The 26,801-nt window shown below is 73.2% G+C and carries 2 protein-coding genes (1 of these 2 cut by a window edge); both read right to left on the bottom strand.

Annotated features, from left to right (window positions below):
• Window positions 1-14,742: the 5' portion of a type I polyketide synthase gene (locus AB0I83_RS05195; RefSeq protein ID WP_363303664.1), read on the bottom strand. The gene continues 4,587 nt to the left of window position 1, outside the view; only the first 14,742 of its 19,329 coding nucleotides appear in the window; the start codon lies at window positions 14,740-14,742; the stop codon falls past the left edge of the window.
• On the bottom strand, window positions 14,739-26,801 hold the full coding sequence (locus tag AB0I83_RS05190) for an SDR family NAD(P)-dependent oxidoreductase (protein ID WP_363303663.1): 12,063 nt from the start codon (window positions 26,799-26,801) through the stop codon (window positions 14,739-14,741). Before AB0I83_RS05190 ends, AB0I83_RS05195 begins: the two co-directional genes overlap by 4 nt.

Genomic DNA, 26,801 nt, shown 5'->3' with positions numbered 1-26,801 from the left:
GATCACCCGTTGTTGGGCGAGGCCGTTGGGCGCGGTCAGGCCGTTCGACGCGCCGTCCTGGTTGACGGCGCTGCCCCGCACCACCGCAAGTACGCGGTGGCCCTGGCGCCGCGCGTCCGACAGCCGCTCCACGAGGAGCATGCCGACGCCCTCGGCCCAGCCGGCCCCGTCCGCGTCGGCCGAGAACGCCTTGCAGCGGCCGTCGGGCGACAGGGCGCCCTGCCTGCTGAACTCCACGAAGGTGTCCTGCGTGGACATCACGGTGACACCCCCGGCGAGCGCCATGGAGCACTCACCGGACCGCACCGACTGCGCCGCCAGGTGCAGGGCGACGAGCGACGAGGAGCACGCGGTGTCGACGGTGACGGCCGGGCCCTCCAGACCGAAGGTGTACGCCACCCGGCCCGACGTGACGCTGGACGCGCTCCCGGTGGCGATCTGTCCTTCGAACTCCGCGGCGGCCCGGCCGAGCCGGTGCCCGTAGTCGTTGTAGTTGGAGCCGACGAACACGCCGACCGGACTGCCCTTCACCGCCGCGGGCTCGATACCGGCCCGTTCGAACGCCTCCCACGCGGTCTCCAGCAGCAGCCGGTGCTGCGGGTCGATGGCGGGCGCCACCCGGGGGGAGATGCCGAAGAACACCGGGTCGAAGGAGCCCGCGTCGTAGAGGAAGCCACCGCCCCGGGTGTAGTGCGTGCCCGGGTGGTCCGGGTCGGGGTGGTAGGTGCCGTCGAGGTCCCAGCCCCGGTCGGCGGGGAAGTCGGCGACCGCGTCGCCGCCCTCGGCCAGCAGGTCCCAGAACTGCTCCGGAGTGCTGATGCCGCCCGGGAGGCGGCAGCTCATCCCGACGATCACCACCGGGTCGTCGTCGGAACCGGTCGTCGCTGCCGCCGGTGCCGCGCCGGCGGGCACCAGGGCCCGGGAGTCCGGGGCACCGTGCTCGTCGAACAGCCTGGTGCACAGGTGCCGGGCCAGCGGGCCCGCCGCCGCGTGGTCGAAGACCACGGTGACGGGCAGCCGCAGTCCGGTGGCCGCGTTGAGCCGGTTGCGCAGTTCGACCGCCGTCAGCGACTCGAAGCCGAGGTCGCGCAGCGCGCGGTCGGCGTCGATCTCGTCGGGTCCGGACAGTCCGAGCACGGCGGCGGACTGCGTGCGGACGAGGTCGAGGAGTGCCTCCTCGCGCTCGGCCGGCGTCCGCCCGGCCAGACCGGCGGCGAATCCGCTGTCGGCGGTCTCGGCGGCGGGGGTGCCGGGCTCGGGGCGCGCCTCCGGCAGTCCGGCGAGCATGCGCCCGGAGCGGCCCGCGGTGGCAGCGGGGCCGAACACGGGCCAGTCGACGTCGGCGATCAGCACATGCGTGAGGTCGTGGTCGAGTGCCTGCCGCAGCGCACGGAGCGCCGATTCGGCGGGCATCCGGCGTATGCCGCTGCGCCCGAGCCGTTCGCCCATCTCGCCGGTGGCCAGGCCGACACCGGCCCAGGCACCCCAGGCCAGTGCGACGGCCGGCAGTCCCGCGGCACGGCGTTCCGCGGCCAGGGCGTCCAGATAGGCGTTGGCCGCCGCGTAGCTGCCCTGTCCCGCGCCGCCGAGCGTGCCGGCCATCGAGGACAGCAGCACGAACGCGTCGAGTTCCAGGTTCTTCGTGAGCTCGTGCAGATGGCGCGCCGCGTCGGCCTTCGGACGCAGCACGGTGCGCGCGCGTTCCGGGGTGAGCGCGTCGAGCAGGCAGTCGTCGAGGACCGCCGCCGCGTGCACGACCGCGGTCAGCGGCTGCTCCGGGTCGATGCCCGCCAGCAGCAGCTCGACCGACCGCCGGTCGGTCACGTCGCAGGCCGCGATGGTCACCTCGGCGCCGAGTGCGGTCAGCCTCTCCCTCAGCTCCGCCGCGCCCGGGGCCTGCTCGCCCCTGCGGCTGGTGAGCAGCAGGTGCGCGGCGCCGTTCGACGCCAGCCAGGCCGCGATCTCGCCGCCGATGCCGCCCGTGCCGCCCGTGACGAGCACGGTGCCGGCCGGCCGCCAGTCCCGCACCGGGGTCCGGCCGGACAGCGGCTTGCGCTCCAGTCGGGGCACGTACACGCCGCCCGCCCGGACGGCCAGCTGGTCCTCACCGTCGGGGGCGGTCAACGCCCGGACCAGCCGTTCGGCCGCCCGCGTGTCCGGCTCGGCCGGCAGGTCGACCAGGCCGCCGAACCTCTGCGGGTACTCCAGGGCGGCGATCCGCCCCATGCCCCACAGCTGGGCCTGCTCGGGGTCGACCGTCCGGTCCGAGGCCGTGACGGAGACGGCGCCCGTGGTGACCGGCCAGAGCGGCGCGTCGATGCCCGCGTCGCCGAGGGCCTGGAGCACCGTCACCGCGAGGTCGAGCGAGGCACCGTCGCCCGGCGCGGCCCTCTCGTCCAGGGCGAGGAACGACAGTACGCCGGTGGGCTCGGCGGCGATGTCACGCAGCCGCTCCGCCAGGGCGGCGCGGCCGGTGTCCGCGACCTCCAGCATCCGCACGTCCGCGCCGAGCGCGGTGAGTGCCCCGCTCGCGGCGGTCGCCCAGCCACCGCCGGCGGCCGGGACGAGCAGCAGCCAACGGGAGGCGTCGACGCGCGGCGCGGCGGCGTGCGCGAGGGGCTGCCACCGGACGTCGTACAGCCAGGAGTCCACCTCGCCGTCCTGGCGCCGGCGGCGGCGCCAGTCCGCGAGGACGGGCAGCAGCGGTTCGAGCGACGTGGCGTCCTCGACGCCCAGGGTCGCGGCGAACGTACCCGCGTCGTCGCTCGCGACGGCGGCCCAGAACTCGGCGTCCATCACGCCCGGTTCGCCGTCGCCGCTCCCGGGGGCCCCCTCCAGCCAGTAGCGGTTCCGCTGGAAGGCGTAGGTCGGCAGGTCGACGGTGCGGGGACGGGCACCGTCGAAGGGCGCCGTCCAGTCCACGTCGACTCCGCGCACCCACAACTCGGCCACGCCCGACAGGAACCGGTCCAGGCCGCCTTCGTGGCGGCGCAGCGACCCGGTGACGACGGCGTTCCCGGCCGCCGATTCGACGATCTCCTGCACGGCGGTGGTGAGCACCGGGTGCGAGGACACCTCGACGAAGACCCCGTAGCCGTCTCCGGCCAGCCTCTCCACCACCTCCGCGAACCGGACCCGGGAGCGCAGGTTCGTGAACCAGTACGCGGCGTCCATCCCGGAACCGTCCACGAACTCGCCCGTCACCGTGGACAGCAGCGGCACCTGACCCGCGCGCGGCGCGATGCCTTCCAGCGCGCCGGCGACCTCGCCCCGCAGTTCGTCCATCGCCGCCGAGTGCGAGGCGTAGTCCACCGCGATCCGCCGTGCCCGTGCGCCCGACCGTTCGCACGCCGCGACGACGTCCTCCACCGCGGCGACCTCACCCGAGACCACCACCTGGGAAGGCCCGTTCACAGCGGCCACCGACACCCGGTCCGCCCAGGGGGCCAGGAGTTCCTCGGCCCGCTCGACCGGCACGGCCAGGGACGCCATCGTGCCGCGTCCGCCGGCCAGCGCCGCGATCGCGGCCGACCGCGCCACGACCACGCGCACCGCGTCCTGGAGCGAGAGCGCCCCCGCGACGTGGGCGGCGGCGATCTCACCCTGCGAGTGCCCCACCACGGCGGCGGGCTCGACACCGTACGACCGCCACAACGCGGCCAGGGCGACCATCACCACGAACGAGGCGGGCTGCACCACGTCGACGCGCTCGAAGGACGGGGCGTCCTCGTCCCCTCGGAGCACGGCCGTCACCGACCAGTCGACCCACTGCGACATCACGGCCTCGCACTCGGCCACCACACCCGCGAACACCGGCGACGACTCCAGCAGCCCGGCGCCCATGCCGGCCCACTGCGCACCCTGCCCGGGGAAGACGAACACCGTCCGCCCCGGGGAACCCACCACACCCGAGGTCACACCGGACGCGGGCTCGCCCGAGGAGAGGGCCGACAGTCCCGGACCGAACGGGCCGGTCACCACGGCCCGGTGCTCGAACCTGGACCGCGACGTCGCCAACGACCACGCCACATCGACCGGATCGGCCGACTCGGCGATCTCCGCCAGGGCCGCGGCCTGGCCGCGCAGTGCGGCGCCGCCGCGTCCGGACAGGATCCACGGAACCACCGGGGCCGGCGCGGCGGGCTCCCGCTCCGCCGGTGCCCCGTCGGGGATCCCGGCAGGCGCCTCCTCCAGAATCACGTGCGCGTTCGTCCCGCTGATCCCGAACGCCGAGACCCCTGCCCGGCGCGGGTGCTCTCCGTCCGGCCAGTCGCGCGCCTCGGACAGCAGCTCCACCGAACCGGCGGACCAGTCCACGTGCGTGGACCTGGTCTCGGCGTGCAGCGTCCTGGGCATGAGCCCGTGCCGCATCGCCAGCACCATCTTCATGACACCGGCGGCACCGGCGGCGAGCTGGGTGTGCCCGAGGTTGGACTTGGCCGAGCCCAGCCACAGCGGCCGGTCCTCCTGCCGGTCCTGACCGTAGGTGACCAGGAGCGCCTGCGCCTCGATCGGGTCACCGAGCTTGGTCCCGGTGCCGTGCGCCTCCACCACGTCCACGTCGGCGGCGGTCAGCCGGGCGTTCGCCAGGGCCTGCCGGATCACCCGCTGCTGGGACGGGCCGTTCGGCGCCGTCAGACCGTTCGACGCACCGTCCTGGTTCACCGCCGAACCCCGCACCACCGCCAGCACCTGGTGCCCGTTGCGGCGCGCGTCCGACAGACGCTCCAGGACGAGCACGCCGACGCCCTCGGACAGCCCCATGCCGTCCGCGTCGTCGGAGAAGGCCTTGGACCGGCCGTCCTCGGCGAGACCACGCTGCCGGCTGAACCCGATGAACCCCTGGGGTACGGAGCCGATGGACGCCGCCCCGGCGAGGGCGAGCCCGCACCGGCCCGACCGCAGCGCCTGCGAGGCGAGGTCGAGGGCCACGAGCGCCGAGGAGCATCCGGTGTCGATGGTGACGGCCGGGCCTTCGAGCCCGAGGGTGTACGAGATCCGCCCTGAGGCGATGCTGGTACCCGTCCCGGTCAGGAGGTGGCCCTCCATCCCCTCCGGGAGCTCCCGGAGCTCCGAACCGTAACCGCCGTTGCCCACACCCAGGTAGACGCCGCAGGAGCTGCCGCGCAGGGTGTGCGGGTCGATCCTGCCGTGCTCGATCGCCTCCCATGAGGTCTCAAGCAGCAGTCGCTGCTGCGGGTCCATCGCCAGCGCCTCACGCGGCGAGATCCCGAAGAAGGTCGGGTCGAACGATCCCGCGTCCCGCACGAATCCGCCCGTACGGACGTAGGTGTGGCCTTCGTCGTCCGGGTCGGGGCTGTAGAGCCGCTCCAGGTCCCACCCACGGTCGTCGGGGAAGGGGCTGATCACTTCCTCGCCACCGGAGATGACCCGCCACAGGTCCTCGGGGGTCGAGATCCCGCCCGGGAAGCGGCAGCCCATGCCGATGATCGCGATCGGGTCGTCGTCGTCCGCCGTGCCGGCGAGGACCGGCCCGGTCAGCGGCTCGGCGGTGGTCGCGTCCTCGCCGAAGAGGGCACCGTGCAGGTGTTGGGCGAGCCGGGTGACGTTCGGGTAGTCGAAGACCACGGTCGTCGCGAGCTTCAGGCCCGTCGCGGCGCGCAGGGAGTTGCGCAGCGCCACCGCGAGCAGCGAGTCGAACCCGAGCTCGCGCAGCGGCCGTTCGACCTCGATGGCCTCGGGGCCTTCGTGTCCCAGCGCCGTGGAGGCGTGTGCCCGGACCAGGTCGCGCAGGGCGCTCTCACGGTCCTGCGCGGAGAGCGGACGCAGACGCGCCCGCAGGGGGTCCTCCTCACCCGCCTGTACGTCGGCCTCGCTTCCCGCGTTCCTCTCCAGGTAGGCGCGGACCTCGGGTACGCCGTCCAGCAGCGGCCGGGGCCGCATGGCGGTGAACGCCGCTGTGAAGTCTTCCCAGTTGACGTCCCCGATGGCGAGGAACGTCTCGTCGTCGGCCATGGCCTGCCGAAGTCCGGCGATGGCACGCCCCGGTTCCATGAAGGACAGGCCGCGCCAGTTGAGCGACCCGGGATCGACCTTGTCCCCCATGCCGCCGCCCTCGGCCGCCCACAGCCCCCAGGCGATCGTCGTACCGGCGAGGCCACGCGCGCGCCGGCCCCGGGTGACGGAGTCGAGGTAGGCGTTGCCCGCCGAGTAGGCGGCGTGCTCGCCGGCGCCCCAGACCGCGGCGACGGACGAGTACAGGATGAAGGCGTCCAGGCCGCCGCGGTCGAAGGCCCGGTCGAGGTTGGCGGTGCCGAGCAGCTTCGCCTCGGCCGCGGACTCGAACTCGGCCAGGTCGGTGCCGGTGAGCGCGGCGAGCCTGCCGACACCCGCGCAGTGCACCACGGTCCGGATCGGCGGGCCGTCGGACTCCACTTCAGCGACGAGCCGTTCCAGCGCGTCGTAGTCGCACACGTCGCACGCCGCGACGGTGACCTTCAGCCCCTGGGAGGTCAGCTCGTCGACCAGTGCGCGTACGCCGGGGGCATCCGCCCCGCCTCCGCGTGAGGTGAGCACCAGGTGCTCGGCACCGGCCTCCGCAAGCCAACGCGCCGTGTGCGCGCCCAGGCCCCCGGTCCCGCCGGTGATCAGCGCCGTACCGCTCGTACGCCACGGTTCGGTAGCCGGTCCGCCGGTCAGCGGGCTGCGGCTGAGGCGGCGGAGCAGCGGGGCGCCGTCGCGGATCGCGATCTGGTCGTCGGGGGCGGAGGAGGCGAGGACCGCGGTCAGGCAGTCGACGTCACCGGCCGTGAGCGTCGCGGGCAGGTCGACGAGGCCGCCCCACCACTGCGGGTACTCGAGGCCGAACACGAGGCCGAGACCCCAGGAACCGGCCTGTACCGAGTTGCGTACCGGGTCGTCGGAGCTCGCCGACACCGCGTCCTGGGTGCCCAGCCAGACGGTGACCCGACGGTCCCAGTCGGCCAGTGCCTGCATGAACAGGAGCCCGAGCGCCAGCCCCGTGGTGAGCGCGGCGCGCTCGGGGTGCGGGCTCTCGTCCAGGGCGAGGAGGGACAGGACCCCGGTCACGCCGGTCTGCTCGGCGAGCATCCCGCCGATCAGCTCCCGGTCGAGGCCGGGGGTGAGCACCATCTCGGTCACTTCCGCGCCGTGCTCGCGAAGCCCCCGCGCCACCGCCGCGACCGTGGCCTCACGGTCCGGCTGCCCCGCCGAACTCACCAGCAGCCAGTGGCCGGACAGCTCCGCCGTGCTGTGTACCTGACTCGGTGTCCACTCGATGCCGTAGCGCCAGGAGTCGAGAAGGGACTTCTCGGCCCGGCGCGCCCGCCAGGCGTTCAGTGCGGGGAGAACAGCGCTCAGCGGCGCGTCCTCGCCGACGCCCAGTTCACCGGCGAAGGCATCCGCGTCACCACGGCCGACGGCCTCCCAGAACTCGGCGTCCACCGGGTCCTGTTCACCCCCGGACTCCGTGCTCTCGTTCATCAGCCAGTAGTGCTGGCGTTGGAAGGCGTAGGTCGGCAGGTCGACGGTGCGGGGGTGGGCACCCTCGAAGGGGACCGTCCAGTCCACGTCGACACCGCGCACCCACAACTCGGCCACGCTGGAGAGGAACCGGTCCAGACCACCGTCGTCACGACGCAACGACCCGGTGACGACGCCCTCACCGGACGCCTCCACGATCTCCTGCACCGCACTGGTAAGCACCGGGTGCGACGACACCTCGACGAAAGTGCCGAAACCCTCCGCAACCAGCCTCTCCACAGCCTCCGCGAACCGGACCCGCGAACGCAGATTCGTGAACCAGTACTCAGCGTCCATCCCCGAACCGTCGACGAACTCACCCGAGACGGTGGACAACAACGGCACCGAACCAGCACGCGGAGCAACATCACGCAACGCAGTGGCGATGTCCTCCTCAAGCACGTCCACCGCCGCCGAATGCGACGCGTAGTCCACGGGAATCATCCGCATCCGCACATCACGCTCCGCGCAGACACGGGCGAGGTCCTCCAGCGCGTCGCGGTCACCGGACAGCACCACCGAACCAGGACCGTTCACGGCGGCGACGGACAGCCGCTCACCGTAAGGCGCCACCAACTCCTCGACCCGCCCGACCGGCGCAGCCACCGAAGCCATACCACCCGAACCGGTCACAGCAGTGATCGCCCGACTCCGCAGACACACCACCCGCGCCGCGTCCTCCAACGACAACGCACCCGCCACACACGCGGCAGCGATCTCACCCTGCGAATGCCCCACCACAGCAGCAGGCTCCACACCATACGAACGCCACAACGCCGCCAGGGCGACCATCACCACGAACGACGCCGGCTGCACCACATCCACCCGATCGAACGACGGCGCACCCACATCGCCACGCAACACCGCCATCAACGACCAGTCCACCAACCCGGACATCGCAGCCTCACACTCGGCCACCACACCCGCGAACACCGCCGACGACTCCAGCAAACCGGCACCCATACCGGCCCACTGCGCACCCTGACCCGGGAACACGAACACAGTCCGCCCCACCGGACCCACCACACCCGACACCACACCAACCGCCGGCCCACCCGAAGCCAACGCACCCAAACCAGAAGCAAACGCACCAGTCACCACTGCACGGTGCTCGAACCGCGCACGCGTACTCAGCAACGACCAACCCACATCAACCAGATCAGCCCGGCCCACAACCCCAGCCAACGACGCAGCCTGACCCCGCAACGCAGCGTTCCCCTGTGCGGAGAGCACCCACGGCACCACGATCGGCGTCCCGGTCTCGTCGTGCGCGGTCGGCTCGTCGGTGTCCGGCGCCTGCTCGACGATCAGGTGCGCGTTCGTGCCGCTCACGCCGAACGCGGACACGCCCGCGCGGCGGGGCCGGTCCTCGCGCGGCCAGTCTCGCGCCTCGGACAGCAGCTCCACCGCACCCGCCGACCAGTCCACGTGCGACGACGGCGTGTCCACGTGCAGCGACTTCGGCATCTCGCCGTGGTCCATCGCGAGGATCATCTTCATGACACCCGCGACACCGGCGGCGGCCTGCGTGTGCCCCAGGTTCGACTTGACCGAGCCGAGCCACAACGGACTCCCCTCCGGCCGGTCCTGCCCGTACGTCGCCAACAACGCCTGCGCCTCGATCGGGTCGCCGAGGGACGTACCCGTACCGTGCGCCTCCACCACGTCCACGTCAGCACAACCCAACCGCGCGTTCGCCAGCGCCTGACGGATCACCCGCTGCTGCGACGGACCGTTCGGCGCCGTCAGACCATTCGACGCACCATCCTGATTGACCGCCGAACCACGCACCACAGCAAGCACCCGATGCCCGTTGCGGAGGGCATCCGAGAGCCGCTCCACCACGAAGACGCCTGCGCCCTCCGAGATGCCCATGCCGTCGGCGTCGTCGGAGAAGGCCTTGGAGCGGCCGTCCTCGGCCAGACCCCGCTGCCGGCTGAACCCGATGAACCCCTGGGGCGAGGAGCCGACGGAGGCGGCACCGGCGAGGGCCAGCGAGCACTCCCCCGCTCGCAGCGCCTGAGCGGCGAGATGCAGGGCGACCAGGGCCGAGGAGCAGCCGGTGTCCACTGTGACGGCCGGACCTTCGAGTCCGAGCGTGTACGAGATCCGTCCGGAGGCGATGCTGGTGACCGTGCCGGTGAGCAGGTGCCCTTCCACGCCTTCCGGCAGCTCGCGCATTCCCGCGCCGTAGCCGCCGTGGCCGAGGCCGACGAACACACCGCAGGCGCTGCCGCGCAGGCTGTGCGGGTCGATCCGACCGTGCTCGATGGCCTCCCATGAGGTCTCCAGCAGCAGCCGCTGCTGCGGATCCATCGCCAGCGCCTCACGCGGCGAGATCCCGAAGAACGCCGGGTCGAACGATCCCGCGTCCCGCACGAAACCGCCCGTACGGACGTACGAATGGCCTTCGTCGTCCGGGTCCGGGCTGTAGAGCCGCTCCAGATCCCAACCACGGTTGTCCGGGAAGGCACTGAGCACTTCCTCGCCACCCGAGACGACCCGCCACAGGTCCTCGGGGGTCGAGATCCCGCCCGGGAAGCGGCAACCCATGCCGATGATCGCGATGGCGTCGTCGCCCTCACCAGGGCTGACGTGTGCGGCGGTGGCCTCGGCGGCGGTGTCCGCGCCGAAGACGAGTCCGTACAGGTGCTGGGCGAGCCGGGTCACGTTCGGATGGTCGAAGACCACGGTCGTCGCGAGCTTCAGCCCGGTCTCGGCACCCAGGACGTTGCGCAGCGCCACCGCGAGCAGCGAGTCGAACCCGAGCTCACGCAGCGGCCGCTCGACATCGATGGCCTCCGGACCGGAGTGTCCGAGGACGCCCGCCGCGTGTGTACGCACCAGGTCGCGCAGGGCGGCCGTACGGTCCTCGACGGAGAGCGGGCTCAACCGCTCCCGCAGAGGGTTCGCCTCGGCCGAGGGCGCGTCGCCGTCGGCCTCACGGGCCTGGTCGAGTGCGGCGCGTACCTCCGGTATGCCCTCGATCAGCGGGCGGGGGCGGGCCGCCGTGTAGGCAGGGGTGAAGGCGGACCAGTTCACGTCGCCGACGGCGAGGAATCCGTCCCCGTCCGCCATCGCCTGCCGCAGTCCGGCGAGTGCGACGTCCGGCCGCATGGATGACAGACCACGCCAGTTCAGCGAGCCGGTGTCGATCTCGGCACCCAGACCGCCGCCGTCGGCCGACCAAAGGCCCCAGGCGATCGTCGTACCGGCGAGACCGCGGGCGCGCCGGTTGTGGGTGATGGATTCGAGGTAGGCGTTACCCGCCGCGTAGGCGCCATGGCCGCCGGCGCCCCAGACGGCCGCGACCGAGGAGTACAGGATGAACGCGTCCAGCTCCGCGCGGCCGAAGACGAGGTCGAGGTTGGCGGCTCCGGCAAGCTTCGCCGCTGTGTCGGCCTGGAACGCCGCCAGGTCCGTCCCGGTCAGCGGTTCGGGCCTGCCCATGCCCGCACTGTGCACCACTGTCCGGATCGGCGGGCCGTCCGCCTCTGTCTGTTCGACGAGCCGGGCCAGGGCGTCGTGGTCGGAGACATCGCAGGCGACGACCGTCACCTCGGAGCCCAGAGCCTCCAGCTCGGCGACGAGTTCCTCGGCTCCGGGCGCGTCGGGTCCACGCCGGGAGGTCAGGACGAGACGTTCGGCGCCGGCCTTCGCCAGCCAGCGCGCCGTGTGGGCACCCAGGCCCCCGGTACCGCCGGTGATCAGCGCGGTACCGCTCGTACGCCAGGGCTGCGCGCCCGCAGCCGACGCGGGCTCGCGCCGCAGCCGGCGCAGCAGGGCGGCACCCTCGCGAATGGCCACCTGGTCCTCGTGACCGCCTGCTCCCAGCAGGACCGCGAAGCGGTCTGCGTCGGCGGTGGTGAGGGTGCGAGGCAGGTCGGCGAGACCGCCCCACATGTGGGGCAGTTCGAGGCCGAGTACCAGGCCGAGACCCCAGGTGCTCGCCTGCACGGGCCTGCTCACCAGGTCGTCCGGGACCGCCCGGACGGCGTCCTGGGTGCAGAGCCACACCGGAACGTGCCCGTCCCGGTCGGCGAGGGCCTGGGTGAGCAGGACGTTGAGGGCGAGCCCGGTCGCGAGAACGGGCTGCTCGGGGTGGGGCGCCTCGTCGAGTGCGAGCAGCGAGACGACACCGGCGGCTGCCGGCTGCTCCGCGAGCAGCGCGCCCAGACTCCGGCGGTCGAGGCCTGCCGGAAGCGTCAGTTCGGTGACCTCGGCGCCGTTCCTTCTCAGGCCTTCGCCGATCGACCGGGCAGTGGCGCAGTCCTGGCGACCGGCCGAGGTCACCAGGAGCCAGTGGCCGGTGAGCCCCGACACCGGGGCTTCCTCACTGCCCCGCGTCCATTCGATGCCGTAGCGCCAGGACTGGAGCGCGGAGCTCTCGTGGCGCCGCGTCCTCCAGTCGTTGAGCGCGGGGAGTACAGCGCCGAGCGCCTCCTCTCCGACGCCCAGTTCAGCGGCAAGAGCGTGGGCGTCCCCGATGCCCACGGCTTCCCAGAAGGCGGCGTCCGCCGGGTCGGTCTCGGGGGCGGAGGAGTCCTCGAGCCAGTAGCGCTCGCGCTGGAAGGCGTACGTCGGGAGCTCGACGGGCCGGGCACCGGTCCGGGCAAGATACGCGGCCCAGTCCACCTCGGCGCCGTCCGCCCACAGGCGCCCCAGGGCGCCCACGGCGGTCTCAGGCTCGGCACGCTTGGCCCGCAGCAGGGGCACGGCGAGCGCGTCCTCGGAGGTCTCGCCGATGGCGCCGATGAGGCTTGAGTCGGGGCCGAGCTCGACGAACCGGGTTACACCAAGGTCCTTCAACCGGGTGACGGCGTCGGCGAAACGCACCGTGCCCCGCACCTGGTCAACCCAGTACGCGGCCGTGAACTCCTCGACGGATTCGCCGGTCAGCGTCGACACGATCGGGATCCGGGGACGCTCGTAGGACAACTCCCCTGCTGCTGAACCGAACTCGGCCAGCATCGGGTCCATCAACGCCGAATGGAACGCGTGACTGACCTCCAGCCAACGCCCCCGGCGGTCGGACAGGGCGGACGCCACCTGCTCGACGGCCTCACGCGCACCCGACACCACCACCTGGCCCGGCGCGTTCACCGCCGCCACCGACACACCGTCCACCAGGTGGGGAGTGACCTCCTCGAGGGTCGCGCGTACCGCCCACATCGCACCACCTGAAGGCAACGCCCCCATCAGCCCAGCCCGCGAGGCGACGAGCCGGCAGGCGTCGTCCAGCGACAGCACACCAGCAACATGCGCCGCCGCCAGCTCACCCACCGAATGCCCGACCAGATAATCCGGCCGCACACCCCACGACTCCACAAGACGGAACAACGCAACCTCGACCGCGAAAATCGCAGGCTGCGCCCAACCCGTACCCCTCAACGCCTCCGCATCACCGGACAACACCTCACGCAGAGGACGGTCCAGCAACCCGTCGAACCGCGCACACACCTCATCCAGCGCAGCCGCGAACACCGGGAAGGCATCCGCCAACTCCACGCCCATACCGACCCGCTGACCACCCTGACCCGAGAACACGAACCCGGTCAGACCCTCACCCGCGACAGCCGACACCACACCCGGCACCGACTCACCGGCCGCCAGCGCCCCCAGCCCCGCACCCAACTCCGCCGCATCCGCCCCCAGCACCACGGACCGGTGCTCCAGACCCGACCGCGCCGTACCCAACGACAGAGCCACGTCCAGGGCGTCGAGCCCCTCCACGCCGGACAGCAACCGCGCCGCCTGCGCGGCCAGTCCCTCGCGGGACCGCGCCGACACCGGCCACGGCACCACCGGCAGCACGACCTCCCGCGCAGCAACCGGCTCCCCGACCTCCTCCGGAGCCTCCTCCACGATCACGTGCGCGTTCGTACCGCTGGCGCCGAACGCGGACACACCGGCCCGCCTCGGCTGCTCACCCCTCGGCCACTCCCGCGCCTCGGACAACAGCTCCACCGCACCCGCCGACCAGTCCACATGCGACGACGGCGTATCCGCGTGAAGCGTCCTCGGCAGAACCTCGTGCCGCAGCGCCAGCACCATCTTCATCACGCCGGCGACACCGGCGGCGGCCTGCGTGTGCCCGATGTTCGACTTGACGGTGCCCAGCCACAGCGGCCGGTCCTGCGGGCGCCCCTGGCCATACGTAGCCAGCAGGGCCTGCGCCTCGATCGGGTCGCCCAGCCTGGTGCCCGTACCGTGCGCCTCGACGGCGTCGATCTCGGGCGCGGTGAGGTCGGCCCCGGCGAGGGCCTGGCGGATCACCCGCTGCTGGGAGGGTCCGTTGGGGGCCGTCAGGCCGTTGGAGGCGCCGTCCTGGTTGGTCGCGGTGCCCCGGATGACGGCGAGCACCTCGTGCCCGTTGCGCCGGGCGTCCGACAGACGCTCCAGCACCAGAACCCCGACACCCTCACCCCAGCCCGTACCGTCCGCATCGTCCGAGAAGGCCTTGACGCGGCCGTCCCGGGCGAGCCCGGACTGCCTGCTGAACTCCGTGAAGTTGCGTGGGCTACCCATCACGGTCGCCCCGGCCGCGAGGGCGAGGGTGCACTCGCCTTCACGCAGCGACTGCACCGCGAGGTGCAGGGCGACCAGGGACGACGAGCACATGGTGTCGACCGTGACGGCCGGGCCCTCCAGGCCGAGGGTGTAGGCGATCCGCCCGGACAGGACGGCTCCGGAACCGCCGGTGAGCAGGTGCCCCTCGACGCCTTCGGGCGCCTTACGCAGGGACGCTCCGTACCCCTGGTTGCTCGCACCGACGAAGACGCCCGCCCGCTCGCCGCGCAGGTTGTCGGCGTCGATTCCGGCTCGCTCGACGGCTTCCCAGGCGGTTTCGAGCAGGAGGCGCTGCTGGGGGTCCATCGCCAGGGCCTCGCGCGGCGAGATCCCGAAGAATCCGGCGTCGAACGCGGCGGCGCCGTCGAGGAACGCACCGTGCCGCGTGTACGTCGTGCCGGGGTGGTCGGCGTCGGGGTGGTAGAGCCGCTCAGGATCCCAGCCCCGGTCGGTGGGCAGCTCTCCGACGAGATCGGCGCCGTCCGCGATCAGCTCCCAGAAGGCCTCGGGAGTGTCGGCACCCGGGAATCGGCAGCTCATCGACACGATGGCGACGGGCTCGCGCCGCTGGTCCTCCAGGTCGCGGAGTCTCCGGCGGGTCGTCTGCAGATCGGCCGTGACCCGATTCAGATAGTCCCGCAGCCGCTGTTCGTTCGCGCCACTGCTCATCGGATGCCCAACTCCCGGTCGATCAGGTCGAAGATCTCATCGTTGGTCGCCGCCGCGAGGTCCTCGCTCGGGTCGGCGGATTCTGCTGTCGGTTCGGCCCGGCGCAGTAGCGCCCGGAGCCGTTCGGCCACGTCCAGGCGGGCCCACTCCTCGTCCGGAAGAGCGGACAGGCCGGCCTCCAGCCGGTCCAGTTCGGCCAGTACGTCGTTCGTCCCGCCGGACAGTTCGTCCCGCAGACGGCGGGCGAGCGAGGCAGGGGTGGGATGGTCGAAGACGAGGGTCGCGGGCAGCCGGAGTCCGGTCGCCGCGTTGAGCCTGTTGCGGAACTCCAGGGCCGTCAGGGAGTCGAAGCCGAGTTCCTTGAAGGCACGGCGCGGGCTGATCTCCTCCGGCCGCCCGGCCTTGAGGACGGCGGCGGCCTCCCGGCGTACGACGTCCACGAGGGTCGTCTCCCGCTCCTCGGCGGACAGTCCGGCGAGCCGGCCGGCGAGTGCCGTCGTCCGTTCGGGCCCGGACTCACCGACGGCCTCGCCCAGCTGCGGCGCGGGCTGCGCAGCGGCTAGATCCGCGACGAGCCGACGGTCCCGCGTCATGGTGTAGAGCGGCAGGAACCGGGCGAGGTCGAAGGAGGCGACGGCGACGGCCGCGTCTCCGTTGCCGACCGCGAGGGCCAGGGCGCGGACGGCCGACTCCGGGCGCATCAGGCGCATGCCGCGCCGGGTGAGCAGGTCGGCGACGTCGCCCTCGACCATGCCTCCGCCGTCCCAGGCGCCCCAGGCGATCGATGTGGCGACCGCGCCGCGGGCGCGGCGGGTGTGCGCGAAGGCGTCCAGGTAGGCGTTGGCTGCGGCGTAACCGGCCTTGCCCGCGTCGCCCCAGGTGCCGGCTCCGGAGGAGAACAGGACGAAGGCGTCCAGGTCGTGGCCCGCCGTGAGGACGTCCAGGTTGCGGGCGCCCTCGGTCTTCACCCGGATGATCCGGGCGAGGTCGGAGGCGGACATCTCGCCGACCGGGATCTCCGGCTGGGTGACGCCCGCGGTGTGTACGACGGCGGTGAGCGGCTCGGTGTCGTCGAGCGACGCGAGGAGCGCGGCGAGTTGCTCCTTCTCCGCGACGTCGCAGGCGGCGATCGTCACCCGGGCACCCAGCGCGGTCAGTTCGTCGTGCAGGGCGGCTGCCTCCGGCGCCTCCGCGCCACGGCGGCTGGTCAGGACGAGGTGTGCGGCACCTCGGCTCGCGGCCCATCGGGCGACGTGGGAACCGAGGGCACCGGTGCCGCCGGTGATCAGGACGGTTCCGCGCGGGCGCCAGGGCTCGGCCTGCGGTGCCGGTGCCGGGACCAGCCGCCGGGCGGACGCGCCGCCCTCGCGCAGGGCGACCTCGTTCTCCCCGGGGGCACCCGACAGGATCAGGGCGAGGCGGGTGGCGGAGTCGTCGTCGAAGGTGTCCGGCAGGTCGATCTGCCCGCACAGCCGGCCGGGCTCGTCGAGGCCGAGCACCACGCCGAGCCCCCACACCTGGGCCTGCGCGGGGTGGCGTACGGAGTCGTCCGGCGAGGTGCCGACCGCGCCCCGTGTCGCCAGCCACAGCGGCGCTCCGGGGGCGCGCGCCGCCAGGACGCGTACGCAGGTGAGTGTGTCGGCGAGGCCGACGGTGACGTCGGGTTCCCCGCGGCCCGGCCTTTCGTCGAGGGCCGCCAGCGACAGGATGCCGTCGATCCGGTCGGGCAGGACGAAGTCCTCCCGGGCGAGTTGGTCCGCGGTCAGCGGGTGCGGGGTGGCGCCGTGCCGGGCGAGCCCGTCGAGTACGGCGCGCACGAGGTCCGGGCGTACCGCCCCGTCCGGGGTGACCACGGCCCAGTCGCCGGTGAGTTCCGGGGTGCCGGTGTCCGGTACCGGTGTCCAGGACACCCGGTAGCGCCAGCTGTCGACGAGGGCGTCCTCCTGGCGTGCCAGGGCCTCGGCGGGTGCCTCGATCCAGTGGCGGCGGCGGCGGAAGGGGTAGGTGGGCAGCTCGACCCGGTGTCCGGGGCCGCCTTCGACGGCTCGGCCGAAGTCGGCGGGGCCGCCGTGGACCCAGGCCTCGGCCAGCGACAGCAGGAAGCGGTCGTGGCCGCCGTCGTCGCGGCGCAGCGAGCCGACGGCGCAGGCGTCGTCGTGGTCGGCGAGGGTCTGCTCGGTCGCTGCGAGCAGCACCGGGTGGGGGCTGCACTCCACGAACAGTCCGTGGCCCTGGTCCGCCAGCGTCCGTACGGCTTCGGCGTAGCGGACGGGGCGGCGCAGGTTCGCGCACCAGTAGGCGGCGTCGAGGGCCGGGCCGTCGATCCACTCCCCGGTGACGGTGGACAGGTAGGGCACATCGGGACGGCGGGGCTCGACAGGGGCCAGCAGCCCGGTCAGTTGGTCGAGGATCTTCTCCACGTGGGCGGAGTGCGAGGCGTAGTCCACGGGGATCGTCCGCATCCGTACGTCACGCCGGGCGCAGGTACGGGCGAGGTCCTCCAGTGCGTCGCGGTCGCCGGACAGCACGACCGAACCGGGCCCGTTCACGGCGGCGACGGACAGCCGCTCACCGTAGGGCTCCAGCAGCGCGGTCACCTGCTCCTCGGGGAGCGTCACCGTGGCCATGCCGCCCGAGCCGGCCAACGCCGTGATCGCCTGGCTGCGCAGGCACACCACCCGCGCCGCGTCCTCCAACGACAACGCACCCGCCACACATGCGGCAGCGATCTCACCCTGCGAATGCCCCACCACAGCCGCAGGCTCCACACCGTACGAACGCCACAACGCCGCCAGGGCGACCATCACCGCGAACGACGCCGGCTGCACCACATCCACCCGATCGAACGACGGCGCACCCTCATCACCACGCAACACCGCCATCAACGACCAGTCCACGAAGCGCGACAAGGCGGTCTCACACTCAGCCAGCCTGTCGGCGAACACCGACGACACCGCCGCCAACTCCACCCCCATCCCGGCCCACTGAGCACCCTGACCCGGGAAGACGAACACCGTCCGCCCCACCGGACCTGCCACCCCTGACACCACACCAACCGCAGGCTCCCCCGAGGCCAACGCACCCAACCCGGCGGCGAACCCGCCCACGACCACGGCACGGTGCTCGAACCGCGCACGCGTGCTCAGCAGGGCGTCGGCCATGTCGTGGGGGTGTGCCAGGTCCACGAGCGGGAGCAGCGCGGCGGCCCGCTCGCGCAGGGCCTCGGGCTCGCGGGCGGAGAGGATCCACGGGACCACGCCGGTGGGCGCGGTCCCGTTCGGGGCCGCCGGTCGCGGTGCGGGGTCGGGTGCCTGCTCCAGGATCACGTGGGCGTTGGTGCCGCTGATGCCGAACGCCGATACGCCGGCGCGGCGCGGGTGGTCCGTGGGGGGCCACGGCCGGGACTCGGTCAGCAGCCGTACGGCGCCCGACTCCCAGTCCACCCGTGAGCTGGGCTCGGTGACGTGCAGGGTCCTGGGGAGGACGCCGTGCCGCAGGGCCTGGACCATCTTGATCACACCGACGACACCGGCCGCCGACTGGGTGTGCCCCAGGTTGGACTTGACCGAGCCGAGCCACAGCGGCCGGTCCTCGGGCCGGTCCTGGCCGTACGTCGCCAGCAGCGCCTGCGCCTCGATGGGATCGCCGAGCCTGGTGCCGGTGCCGTGCGCTTCCACCGCGTCCACGTCGGCGGCGGTGACGCCCGCCCGGGCCAGCGCCTGGCGGATGACGCTCTGCTGGGCGGGACCGTTCGGCGCGGTCAGGCCGTTCGAGGCACCGTCCTGGTTGACCGCGCTGCCGCGGATGACGGCCAGGACCTGGTGCCCGTTGCGCTCCGCCTCGGAGAGGCGTTCGACGAGCAGCACGCCGACGCCCTCGGCCATACCGAAGCCGTCGGCGTCCTCGGCGAACGACCGGCAACGGCCGTCGGCGGACAGTGCCCGCTGCCGGCTGAAGCTGATCAGCGGGGTGGGCGTCGACATCACGGCGGCCCCCGCGACGAGGGCCAGGCCGCACTCGCCGGACCGCAGCGCCTGGGCGGCCGTGTGCAGGGCGACGAGCGAGGACGAGCACGCGGTGTCGACGGTGAGGGAGGGCCCGGTGAAGCCGAAGTGGTACGACAGCCGTCCGGAGGCGACGCTCGGGGCGCCGCCCGTCACCTGGTAGCCCTCCAGCTCGCCGGGCATCCCGTGGGGCCGGCCGTAGTCCGGTGTCAGTACGCCGGCGAACACCCCGGTGTCGCTGCCCTTGAGGTCGGCGGCCACGAGCCCGGCGTTCTCCAGCGCCTCCCACGCGGTCTCCAGCAGCAGCCGCTGCTGCGGGTCGGTGGCCAGCGCCTCGCGGGAGGAGATACCGAAGAACTCGTGGTCGAACTCCGCCGCCCGGTACAGGAATCCACCGGCCTGTACGTAGCTGGTGCCGTGCCGGTCCGGGTCGGGGTCGTACAGGGAGTCCAGGTCCCAGCCGCGGTCGGTGGGCAGGGCGCCGGTGGCCTCGGCCTCGTCCATGAGCAGCCGCCACAGCTCCTGCGGGCCGGTGACGTCGCCGGGGAGCCGGCAGGCCATGCCGACGACGGCGAGCGGTTCGTCGGACACCGCTCGGGCCGTGTGCGGCGCGGTACCGGTGGGCTGTTCGCCGTATGCCTCGAGCCTCAGGTACTCGGCGAGCAGGGCGGGGGTGGGGTGGTCGAAGACGAGGGTGGTGGAGAGCCGTGTCCCGGTCGCGGCCGCCAGCCGGTTGCGCAGTTCGACGGCGGTCAGCGAGTCGAAGCCGAGGTCCCGGAAGGCGCGGTCGGCGGCCAGGGCCCTCGGTCCCCTGTGGCCGAGGACAGCGGCGGTGTGCTCGGCCACCAGCTCAAGCACAAGCTCGCGCTGTGCGTCCTCGGAGAGGCCGGCGAGCGTCGTGCCCAGGGCGGAGCCTGACCGTTCGGCGGGCTGCGGGGCGGCGGGGGCGGCGACGAGTTCGCGCAGCAGGGGGCTGGGCCGGGCGGCGGTGAAGACCGGGCCGAACCGCTCCCAGTCGACGTCCGCGACGGCGAGGGCCGTCTCGTCGTGGTCGAGGACGAGTCCCAGGGCGTCGAGCGCACGGTCCGGATCGAGGACCGGCAGCCCGGTGGCGGCGAGGGTCGCCCAGCGGTCCTCGTCGATCATGCCACCGCCGCCCCACGGGCCCCAGGCGATCGACGTGGCAGGGAGGCCGCGTGAGCGCCGCCGCTCGGCCAGGGCGTCCAGGAAGGCGTTGGCGGCTCCGTAGGTGGCGTGGTCCGCGACACCCCAGGTGGCCGAGATGGAGGAGAACAGCACGAAAGCGTCGAGCGGACGGTCCGCGAGGAGCGCGTCGAGGTGGGCCGCGCCGGCCGTCTTGGCGGCGAGCAGCGACGGGAGGTCCTCGGTACGTACGTCCTTCAGCGGAGCCAGCTCGCAGACACCGGCCGCGTGGAAGACGGCGGACAGGGGCAGGTCGGCGGGGATGCCGGCAAGGAGCGCGGCGAGCGCGTCCCGGTCGGTGACGTCCCCTGCGGAAACCGTCAGATCGCAGCCCAGTGCACCGAGTTCGGACCTGAGCGTCTCGGCTCCCTCGAAGTCTCCGCCCCGGCTGAGCAGGACGACGTGGCCGGCGCCGCCCTCGGCCAGCCGGCGCGCGAGCCGACGGCCGAGTACCCCGGTGCCGCCGGTGACGAGGACGGTGCCCCGCGGCTCGTACGAGCGCCGGGCGGTGGCCGGGCGCCGGGCGCGGACCAGTCGGCGGACGAACACACCGGCGGGGCGGACCGCGGCCTGGTCCTCGTCCCCGGTCAGGACGGAGGCCAGCCGGGCCCGGACACGCGCGTCCCAGCCGGCGGGCAGGTCGACGAGGCCGCCCCAGGTCCGGGGCTGCTCGACCGCCGCAGCCCGTCCCGCGCCCCAGACCGCGGCCTGCGCCGGTTCGGGCGCGGAGTCGGACGGGCCGGTGGACACGGCGCCGCGGGTGGCGCACCAGAGGGGGGCGTCGATGCCGGCCCGGTCGAGGGCGCGCAGCAGTGTGGCGGTGGCGGCGACACCCGCTGCGGGATCGGTGGTCCCGCCGACCGCGCGCAGGGACAGCACGCCGGCCACCCGGCGGCCGTCGGCCACCCGGGCGAGCGTGTCCGCGTCGCATTCGCCGTCCGGCAGCACGCACAGGACGACGTCCGCCCCGGCGGCCCGCAGCGCGTCGGCCGCCTCCCGGTGGTCGTCACCCTCGGTGGTCTCCACCACGAGCAGCCAACTACCGGACAGTGCGGCGGTGGTGGTGTCCGGCACGGGCCGCCAGACGACGTCGTGCCGCCAGCCGGCCGCCGGGTGCGCGTCGGCCTGTTCGGCCGGCGCTTCGGCCGGCGGCGTCCACCAGTACCGGCGGCGCTCGAACGGGTAGGTGGGCAGGTCCACGCGGCGGCTGTCGACACCCGCGAAGACCTCGGTCCAGTCCGGCTCGACACCGTGGGCCTGCAGCAGGGCGAGGGACGTACCGAGCCTGCCGAGACCGCCGTCACCGCGGTGCAGCGAGCCGACCGCGACACCGTCGTCGGCGCCCTCGTGCTCCAGGGTCTGCTGCACGGAGATGGTCAGGGTCGGGTGCGGGCTCGCCTCCAGGAACACCCGGTGCCCCGACGCGGCGAGGCTCCGTACGGTCTCCTCGAAGCGCACGGTCCCGCGCAGGTTGCGGTACCAGTAGGCGCCGGTCAGTTCGGTGCCCTCCAGCACGGTCCCGGTGACCGTGGAGTGGAAGGGCACGTCGCCGTGGCGGGGCGCGACCGGTGCGAGCAGCAGCGCCAGTTCCTCCTCGATGGACTCGACCTGCGCCGAGTGCGAGGCGTAGTCGACCGGAATGCCACGGGCGTGGATGTCCAGCCGGGCGCACTCCGCGAGGAGTTCCGCGACCGCCTCGGCCTCTCCGGAGACCACGACGGACCGGGGGCCGTTGATGGCCGCGACGGAGACACGGCCCTCGAAGGGCGCCACCAGCGCGGCCACCCGGTCCACGGGCTGGAAGACGGACGCCATCGTGCCGTGCCCGGACAGGACCAGCAGGGCCCGGCTGCGCAGGGCGACGACCCGCGCCGCGTCCCGCAGGCTCAGCGCACCCGCCACACAGGCCGCCGCGATCTCGCCCTGCGAGTGGCCGACCACCGCTGCGGGCCGGATGCCACGGGACCGCCAGAGCTCGGCCAGGCAGACCATCGTCGCCCAGAGCGCGGGCTGGACCACGTCGACACGGTCCAGCGACGGGGCACCTTCGGCGCCCCGCATGACGTCGGTGAGGGACCAGTCCACGAACTCCGCGAGGGCGCGTTCGCACTCCTGCGCGCGGGCCGCGAAGACCGGCGAGGTGTCGAGCAACTCCTTTGCCATACCGGCCCACTGGCCGCCCTGACCGGGGAAGACGAAGACCATGCGGTCGTCGCCCGCCGCCGACCCGCGCACCAGCCCGGCCGTCTCGCCGCCCTCGGCGAGTGCGCCCAGGGCACCGTCCAGCTCCTCCTGCCCGCCGGCGAGCAGTACGGCCCGCTCGGCGAACCGGACCCGGCCGGTGGCCAGCGTGTACGCGACGTCGGAGGGCCGCGCCGCGGTCTCGCCGCGCAGTGCGCCCCGCAGCCGTCGGGCCTGTTCGCGCAGGGCGTCCGGGGTGCGCGCGGACAGGACGTACGGCAGGACCGGACCCGTGGTCCCGGCGCCTGCCGCGTCGGTGTGCGTCGGCCCGGCGCTCGTCGCGTCGGCCGCTTCCGGCTCCGGCTCCGGCTCCGCGAGGATCACGTGTGCGTTGGTGCCGCTCACGCCGAAGGCCGACACGCCGGCGCGGCGCGGTCGGTCCCCGCGCGCCCACGGCACGGGGTCGGTCAGCAGCCGGACCCCGCCGGACGACCAGTCGACGTGCGAGGTCGGGGTGCCGGTGTGCAGGGTGGACGGCAGCAGTCCGTGCCGCATCGCCAGCACCGTCTTGATGACGCCGCCCAGCCCTGCCGCTGCCTGGGCGTGGCCGATGTTCGACTTCAACGAACCGAGCCACAGAGGCTGTTCGGGCGAACGCTCGCGCCCGTAGACCTCGATCAGCGCGGCTGCCTCGATCGGGTCGCCGAGCCTGGTGCCGGTGCCGTGCGCCTCGACGGCGTCGATGTCGTCCGGACGTACACCCGCATTGGCGAGGGCCTGCCGGATGACCCGCTGCTGGGAGGGTCCGCTCGGAGCCGTCAGGCCGTTGGAGGCACCGTCCTGGTTCACGGCGGTGCCCTCGACCACGGCCAGGACGGTGTGCCCGTTGCGGCGTGCGTCGGACAGCCGCTCGAGGACCAGGGTGCCGACGCCCTCCGCCCAGCCGGTGCCGTCGGCGTCGTCCGAGAACGCCTTGCAACGGCCGTCCGGTGCGAGCCCGCGCTGCCGGCTGAACTCCACGAAGATGCCCGGCCGGGACATCACGGTCGCCGCTCCGGCCAGGGCCAGGGTGCATTCACCGCTGCGCAGGGACTGGACCGCCAGGTGCAGTGCGACCAGTGACGCCGAGCAGGCGGTGTCGACGGTCATCGCGGGACCCTCAAGGCCCAGGACGTACGAGATCCGGCCGGACGCGGTGGAACCGGTGGTCCCGGTCAGGGCGTAGCCCTCCAGGCCGTCCGCCGCCTCGTCGAGCCTCGGCCCGTACTCCTGCTGCATCGCACCGACGAACACGCCGGTCCGGGTGCCACCGAGCCGGGACGCGTCGATTCCGGCCCGCTCCAGCGCCTCCCACGCGGTCTCCAGCAACAGGCGCTGCTGGGGGTCCATGGCCAGGGCTTCGCGCGGGCTCACGCCGAAGAACTCGGCGTCGAATTCGCCGGCGTCGTAGAGGAACCCTCCCTCCGCGACCGTGGAGCCGCCGGGTGCGTCGGGGGCGGCGAGCAGCCGGCCGAGGTCCCAGCCCCGGTCCGCGGGGAAGGGCGCGACGGCGTCCGTGCCCGAGCGCACCAGCTCCCAGAGATCCTCCGGCGAACGGACCCCGCCCGGGAACCGGCAGCCCATCCCGACGATCGCGACCGGCTCGTCGTAGGCCGGCCGGCCGTGCGGTGTGACCGTGTCCCGGGCGGTCGCGGCACCTCCGGATACCTGGAGGTGCGCAGCCAGCTTGGCCGGGGTGGGGTGGTCGAAGAGCACCGCGGTCGGCAGGTCGACGCCGAGGGCTTCGCAGAGGCGGTTGCGGAGCAGCACGGAGGACTGCGAGTCGAAGCCGAGCTCCTTGAAGGACGTCCCGGCCGGTACCGCCGCGGCCCCCTGGTGCCCGAGCACCGCTGCGGCGTGTGCCCGTACCAGCTCCAGCAGGATCCGCAGGCGCTCGCTCTCGTCCCCGGTGGCCGCCAGACGGATGGCTGCGGCGCTCGTGGCGGCCCCCGCGTCGTCGGCGTCGGAGGCGGCCAGGGTGTCGAACCAGTGGCGTCGGCGTTGGAAGGCGTAGGTCGGCAGGTCGACGGTCTGCGGACGGGCACCCTCGAAGGGGACCGTCCAGTCCACGTCGACTCCGCGCACCCACAACTCGGCGGCACTGGAGAGGAACCGGTCCATGCCACCGTCGTCACGACGCAACGACCCGGTGACGACGCCCTCACCGGACGCCTCCACGATCTCCTGCACAGCGGTGGTCAGCACCGGGTGCGACGACACCTCGACGAACGTGCCGAAACCCTCCGCAGCCAGCCTCCCCACAGCCTCCGCGAACCGGACCCGCGAACGCAGGTTCGCGGACCAGTAGGCGGCGTCCATCCCCGAACCGTCGACGAACTCACCCGACACCGTGGACAACAACGGCACCGAACCAGCACGCGGAGCAACATCACGCAGCGCAGTGGCGATGTCCTCATGCAGTACGTCCATCGCCGCCGAATGCGACGCGTAGTCCACCGCGATACGACGCGCACGTACACCCAGCCGCTCACACTCGGCGACCACCTCACCCACCGCAGCAGCCTCACCCGAGACCACCACCTGCGACGGACCGTTCACCGCAGCCACCGAAACCCGACCCGACCAGGCAGCCAGCAACTCCTCGACGCGCCCGACCGGCGCAGCCACCGACGCCATACCACCCGAACCGGCCAACGCCGTGATCGCCCGACTCCGCAGACACACCACCCGCGCCGCGTCCTCAAGTGACAACGCACCCGCCACACACGCGGCAGCGATCTCACCCTGCGAATGCCCCACCACAGCCGCAGGCTCCACACCATACGAACGCCACAACGCCGCCAACGACACCATCACCGCGAACGACGCCGGCTGCACCACATCCACCCGATCGAACGACGGCGCACCCACATCACCACGCAAAACCGCCATCAACGACCAGTCCACGAAGCGCGACAAGGCGGTCTCACACTCAGCCAGCCTGGCGGCGAACACCGACGACACCGCCGCCAACTCCACACCCATCCCGGCCCACTGCGCACCCTGACCCGGGAAAACAAACACCGTCCGCCCCACCGGACCCACCACACCCGACACCACACCAACCGCAGGCCCACCCGAAGCCAACGCACCCAAACCAGACGCAAACGCACCAGTCACCACAGCACGGTGCTCGAACCGCGCACGCGTACCCACCAACGACCAACCCACATCAACCGGATCAGCCCGGCCCACAACCCCAGCCAACGCAGCAGCCTGACCCCGCAACGCAGCGTTCCCCCGTGCGGAGAGCACCCACGGCACCACCGACGGGGCCTCGCGCGCAGTCTCGTCGTCGGCGACCATGGCGGCCGGGGCCTCGGACAGGACCAGGTGGCAGTTGGTCCCGCCCATCCCGAAGGCGCTGACCCCGGCGATACGCGGCCGGTCGGCGTCAGGCCACTCGACCGGACGGCGCGCGACCTCCAGGTTCAGCGTGGTGAGAGAGATGTCCGGGTTCGGCAGTTCGAAGTTGAGGCTCGCGGGGATACGGCCGTGCGAGAGCGCCAGGACCGTCTTGAGCAGGCCGGTGGCGCCCGCGGCGGCCTCCAGGTGGCCGACGTTCGTCTTGGCGGAGCCGACCAGGAGCGGGCTCGTGGTGTCGCGGGCGCTGCCCAGGACCGCGCCCAGCGCGGCGGCCTCGACGGGGTCGCCCACCGGGGTTCCGGTGCCGTGCAGTTCGACGTACTGGACGGCATCGGGCCGGATGCCGGCGGAGGCGTACGCCTGTCGCAGGACCTCGGACTGCGCCTCGACGCTGGGGGTGGTGAGCTGTTCGGCGGCTCCGTCGTTGTTGACGGCGCCCCCTCGGATGACGCCGTGGATGCGGTCGCCGGCGGCGACGGCGTCCCGGAGAGGCCGCAGGACGAAGACGACGCCGCCCTCGCCGCGGACGAAGCCGTTGGCCCGGTGGTCGAAGGCATAGGTGCGGCCGTCCGGGGACAGGCCGCCGAACTCCTCGGCCACGAGCCCGGTCTCGGCGGCCAGGTTGAGGTTGACGCCACCCGCGAGCGCGAGGGTGCTCTCGCCCCGGCGCAGGCTCTCCACCGCCGTGTGGACCGCGACGAGTGAGGACGCCTGGCCGGTGTCGATGACGAGGCTGGGTCCGCGCAGGCCGAGGAAGTGGGAGACGCGGTTGGCTATGACCCCGCGGCTCACGCCCGGCATGGCGTGGTGGTTGACGGCCTCGCGGCCCGCCCTGCCCAGGAGAAGGGCGTAGTCGTCACGCATCGCGCCGACGAACACCCCCGTCGCGCTGCCGTGCAGGTCGTGCGAGGGGATACGGGCGTCCTCGAAGGCCTCCCAGGCCAGTTCGAGCATGAGCCGCTGCTGCGGGTCGAGTACGCCGGCCTCCCGCGGTGTGATGCCGAAGAACCCGGCGTCGAACTCGTCCACTCCGTCGAGGAACGCGCCCCAGCGCCCGCCGGCCGCCTCGCGTCCGGCGGGCACCTGGGTGACCGCGCACTCCTCGCCGCACAGGAGCCGCCAGAAGGCGTCGGGGTCTGCGGCGCCGGGCAGCCGGCAGGACAGCCCGACGATCGCCACGGGGTCGTCGTCCGTGCCGGGGCGGGTCCGGGCGGGGAACGAACCGTTCCCGTTGCGGGGCGTGTTCTTGGGCCGCGAGCTGTCCAT

The organism is Streptomyces sp. NPDC049970, assembly GCF_040660235.1.
Taxonomy (GTDB): domain Bacteria; phylum Actinomycetota; class Actinomycetes; order Streptomycetales; family Streptomycetaceae; genus Streptomyces.
Note: the sequence above shows the minus strand (reverse complement) of the source record. Positions and strands in the feature narration are given on the sequence as shown.

Excerpts from the sequence above, each read along its gene's own strand:
- AB0I83_RS05190 (WP_363303663.1), bottom strand. The coding sequence starts at position 26,801 with ATGGACAGCTCGCGGCCCAAGAACACGCCCCGCAACGGGAACGGTTCG.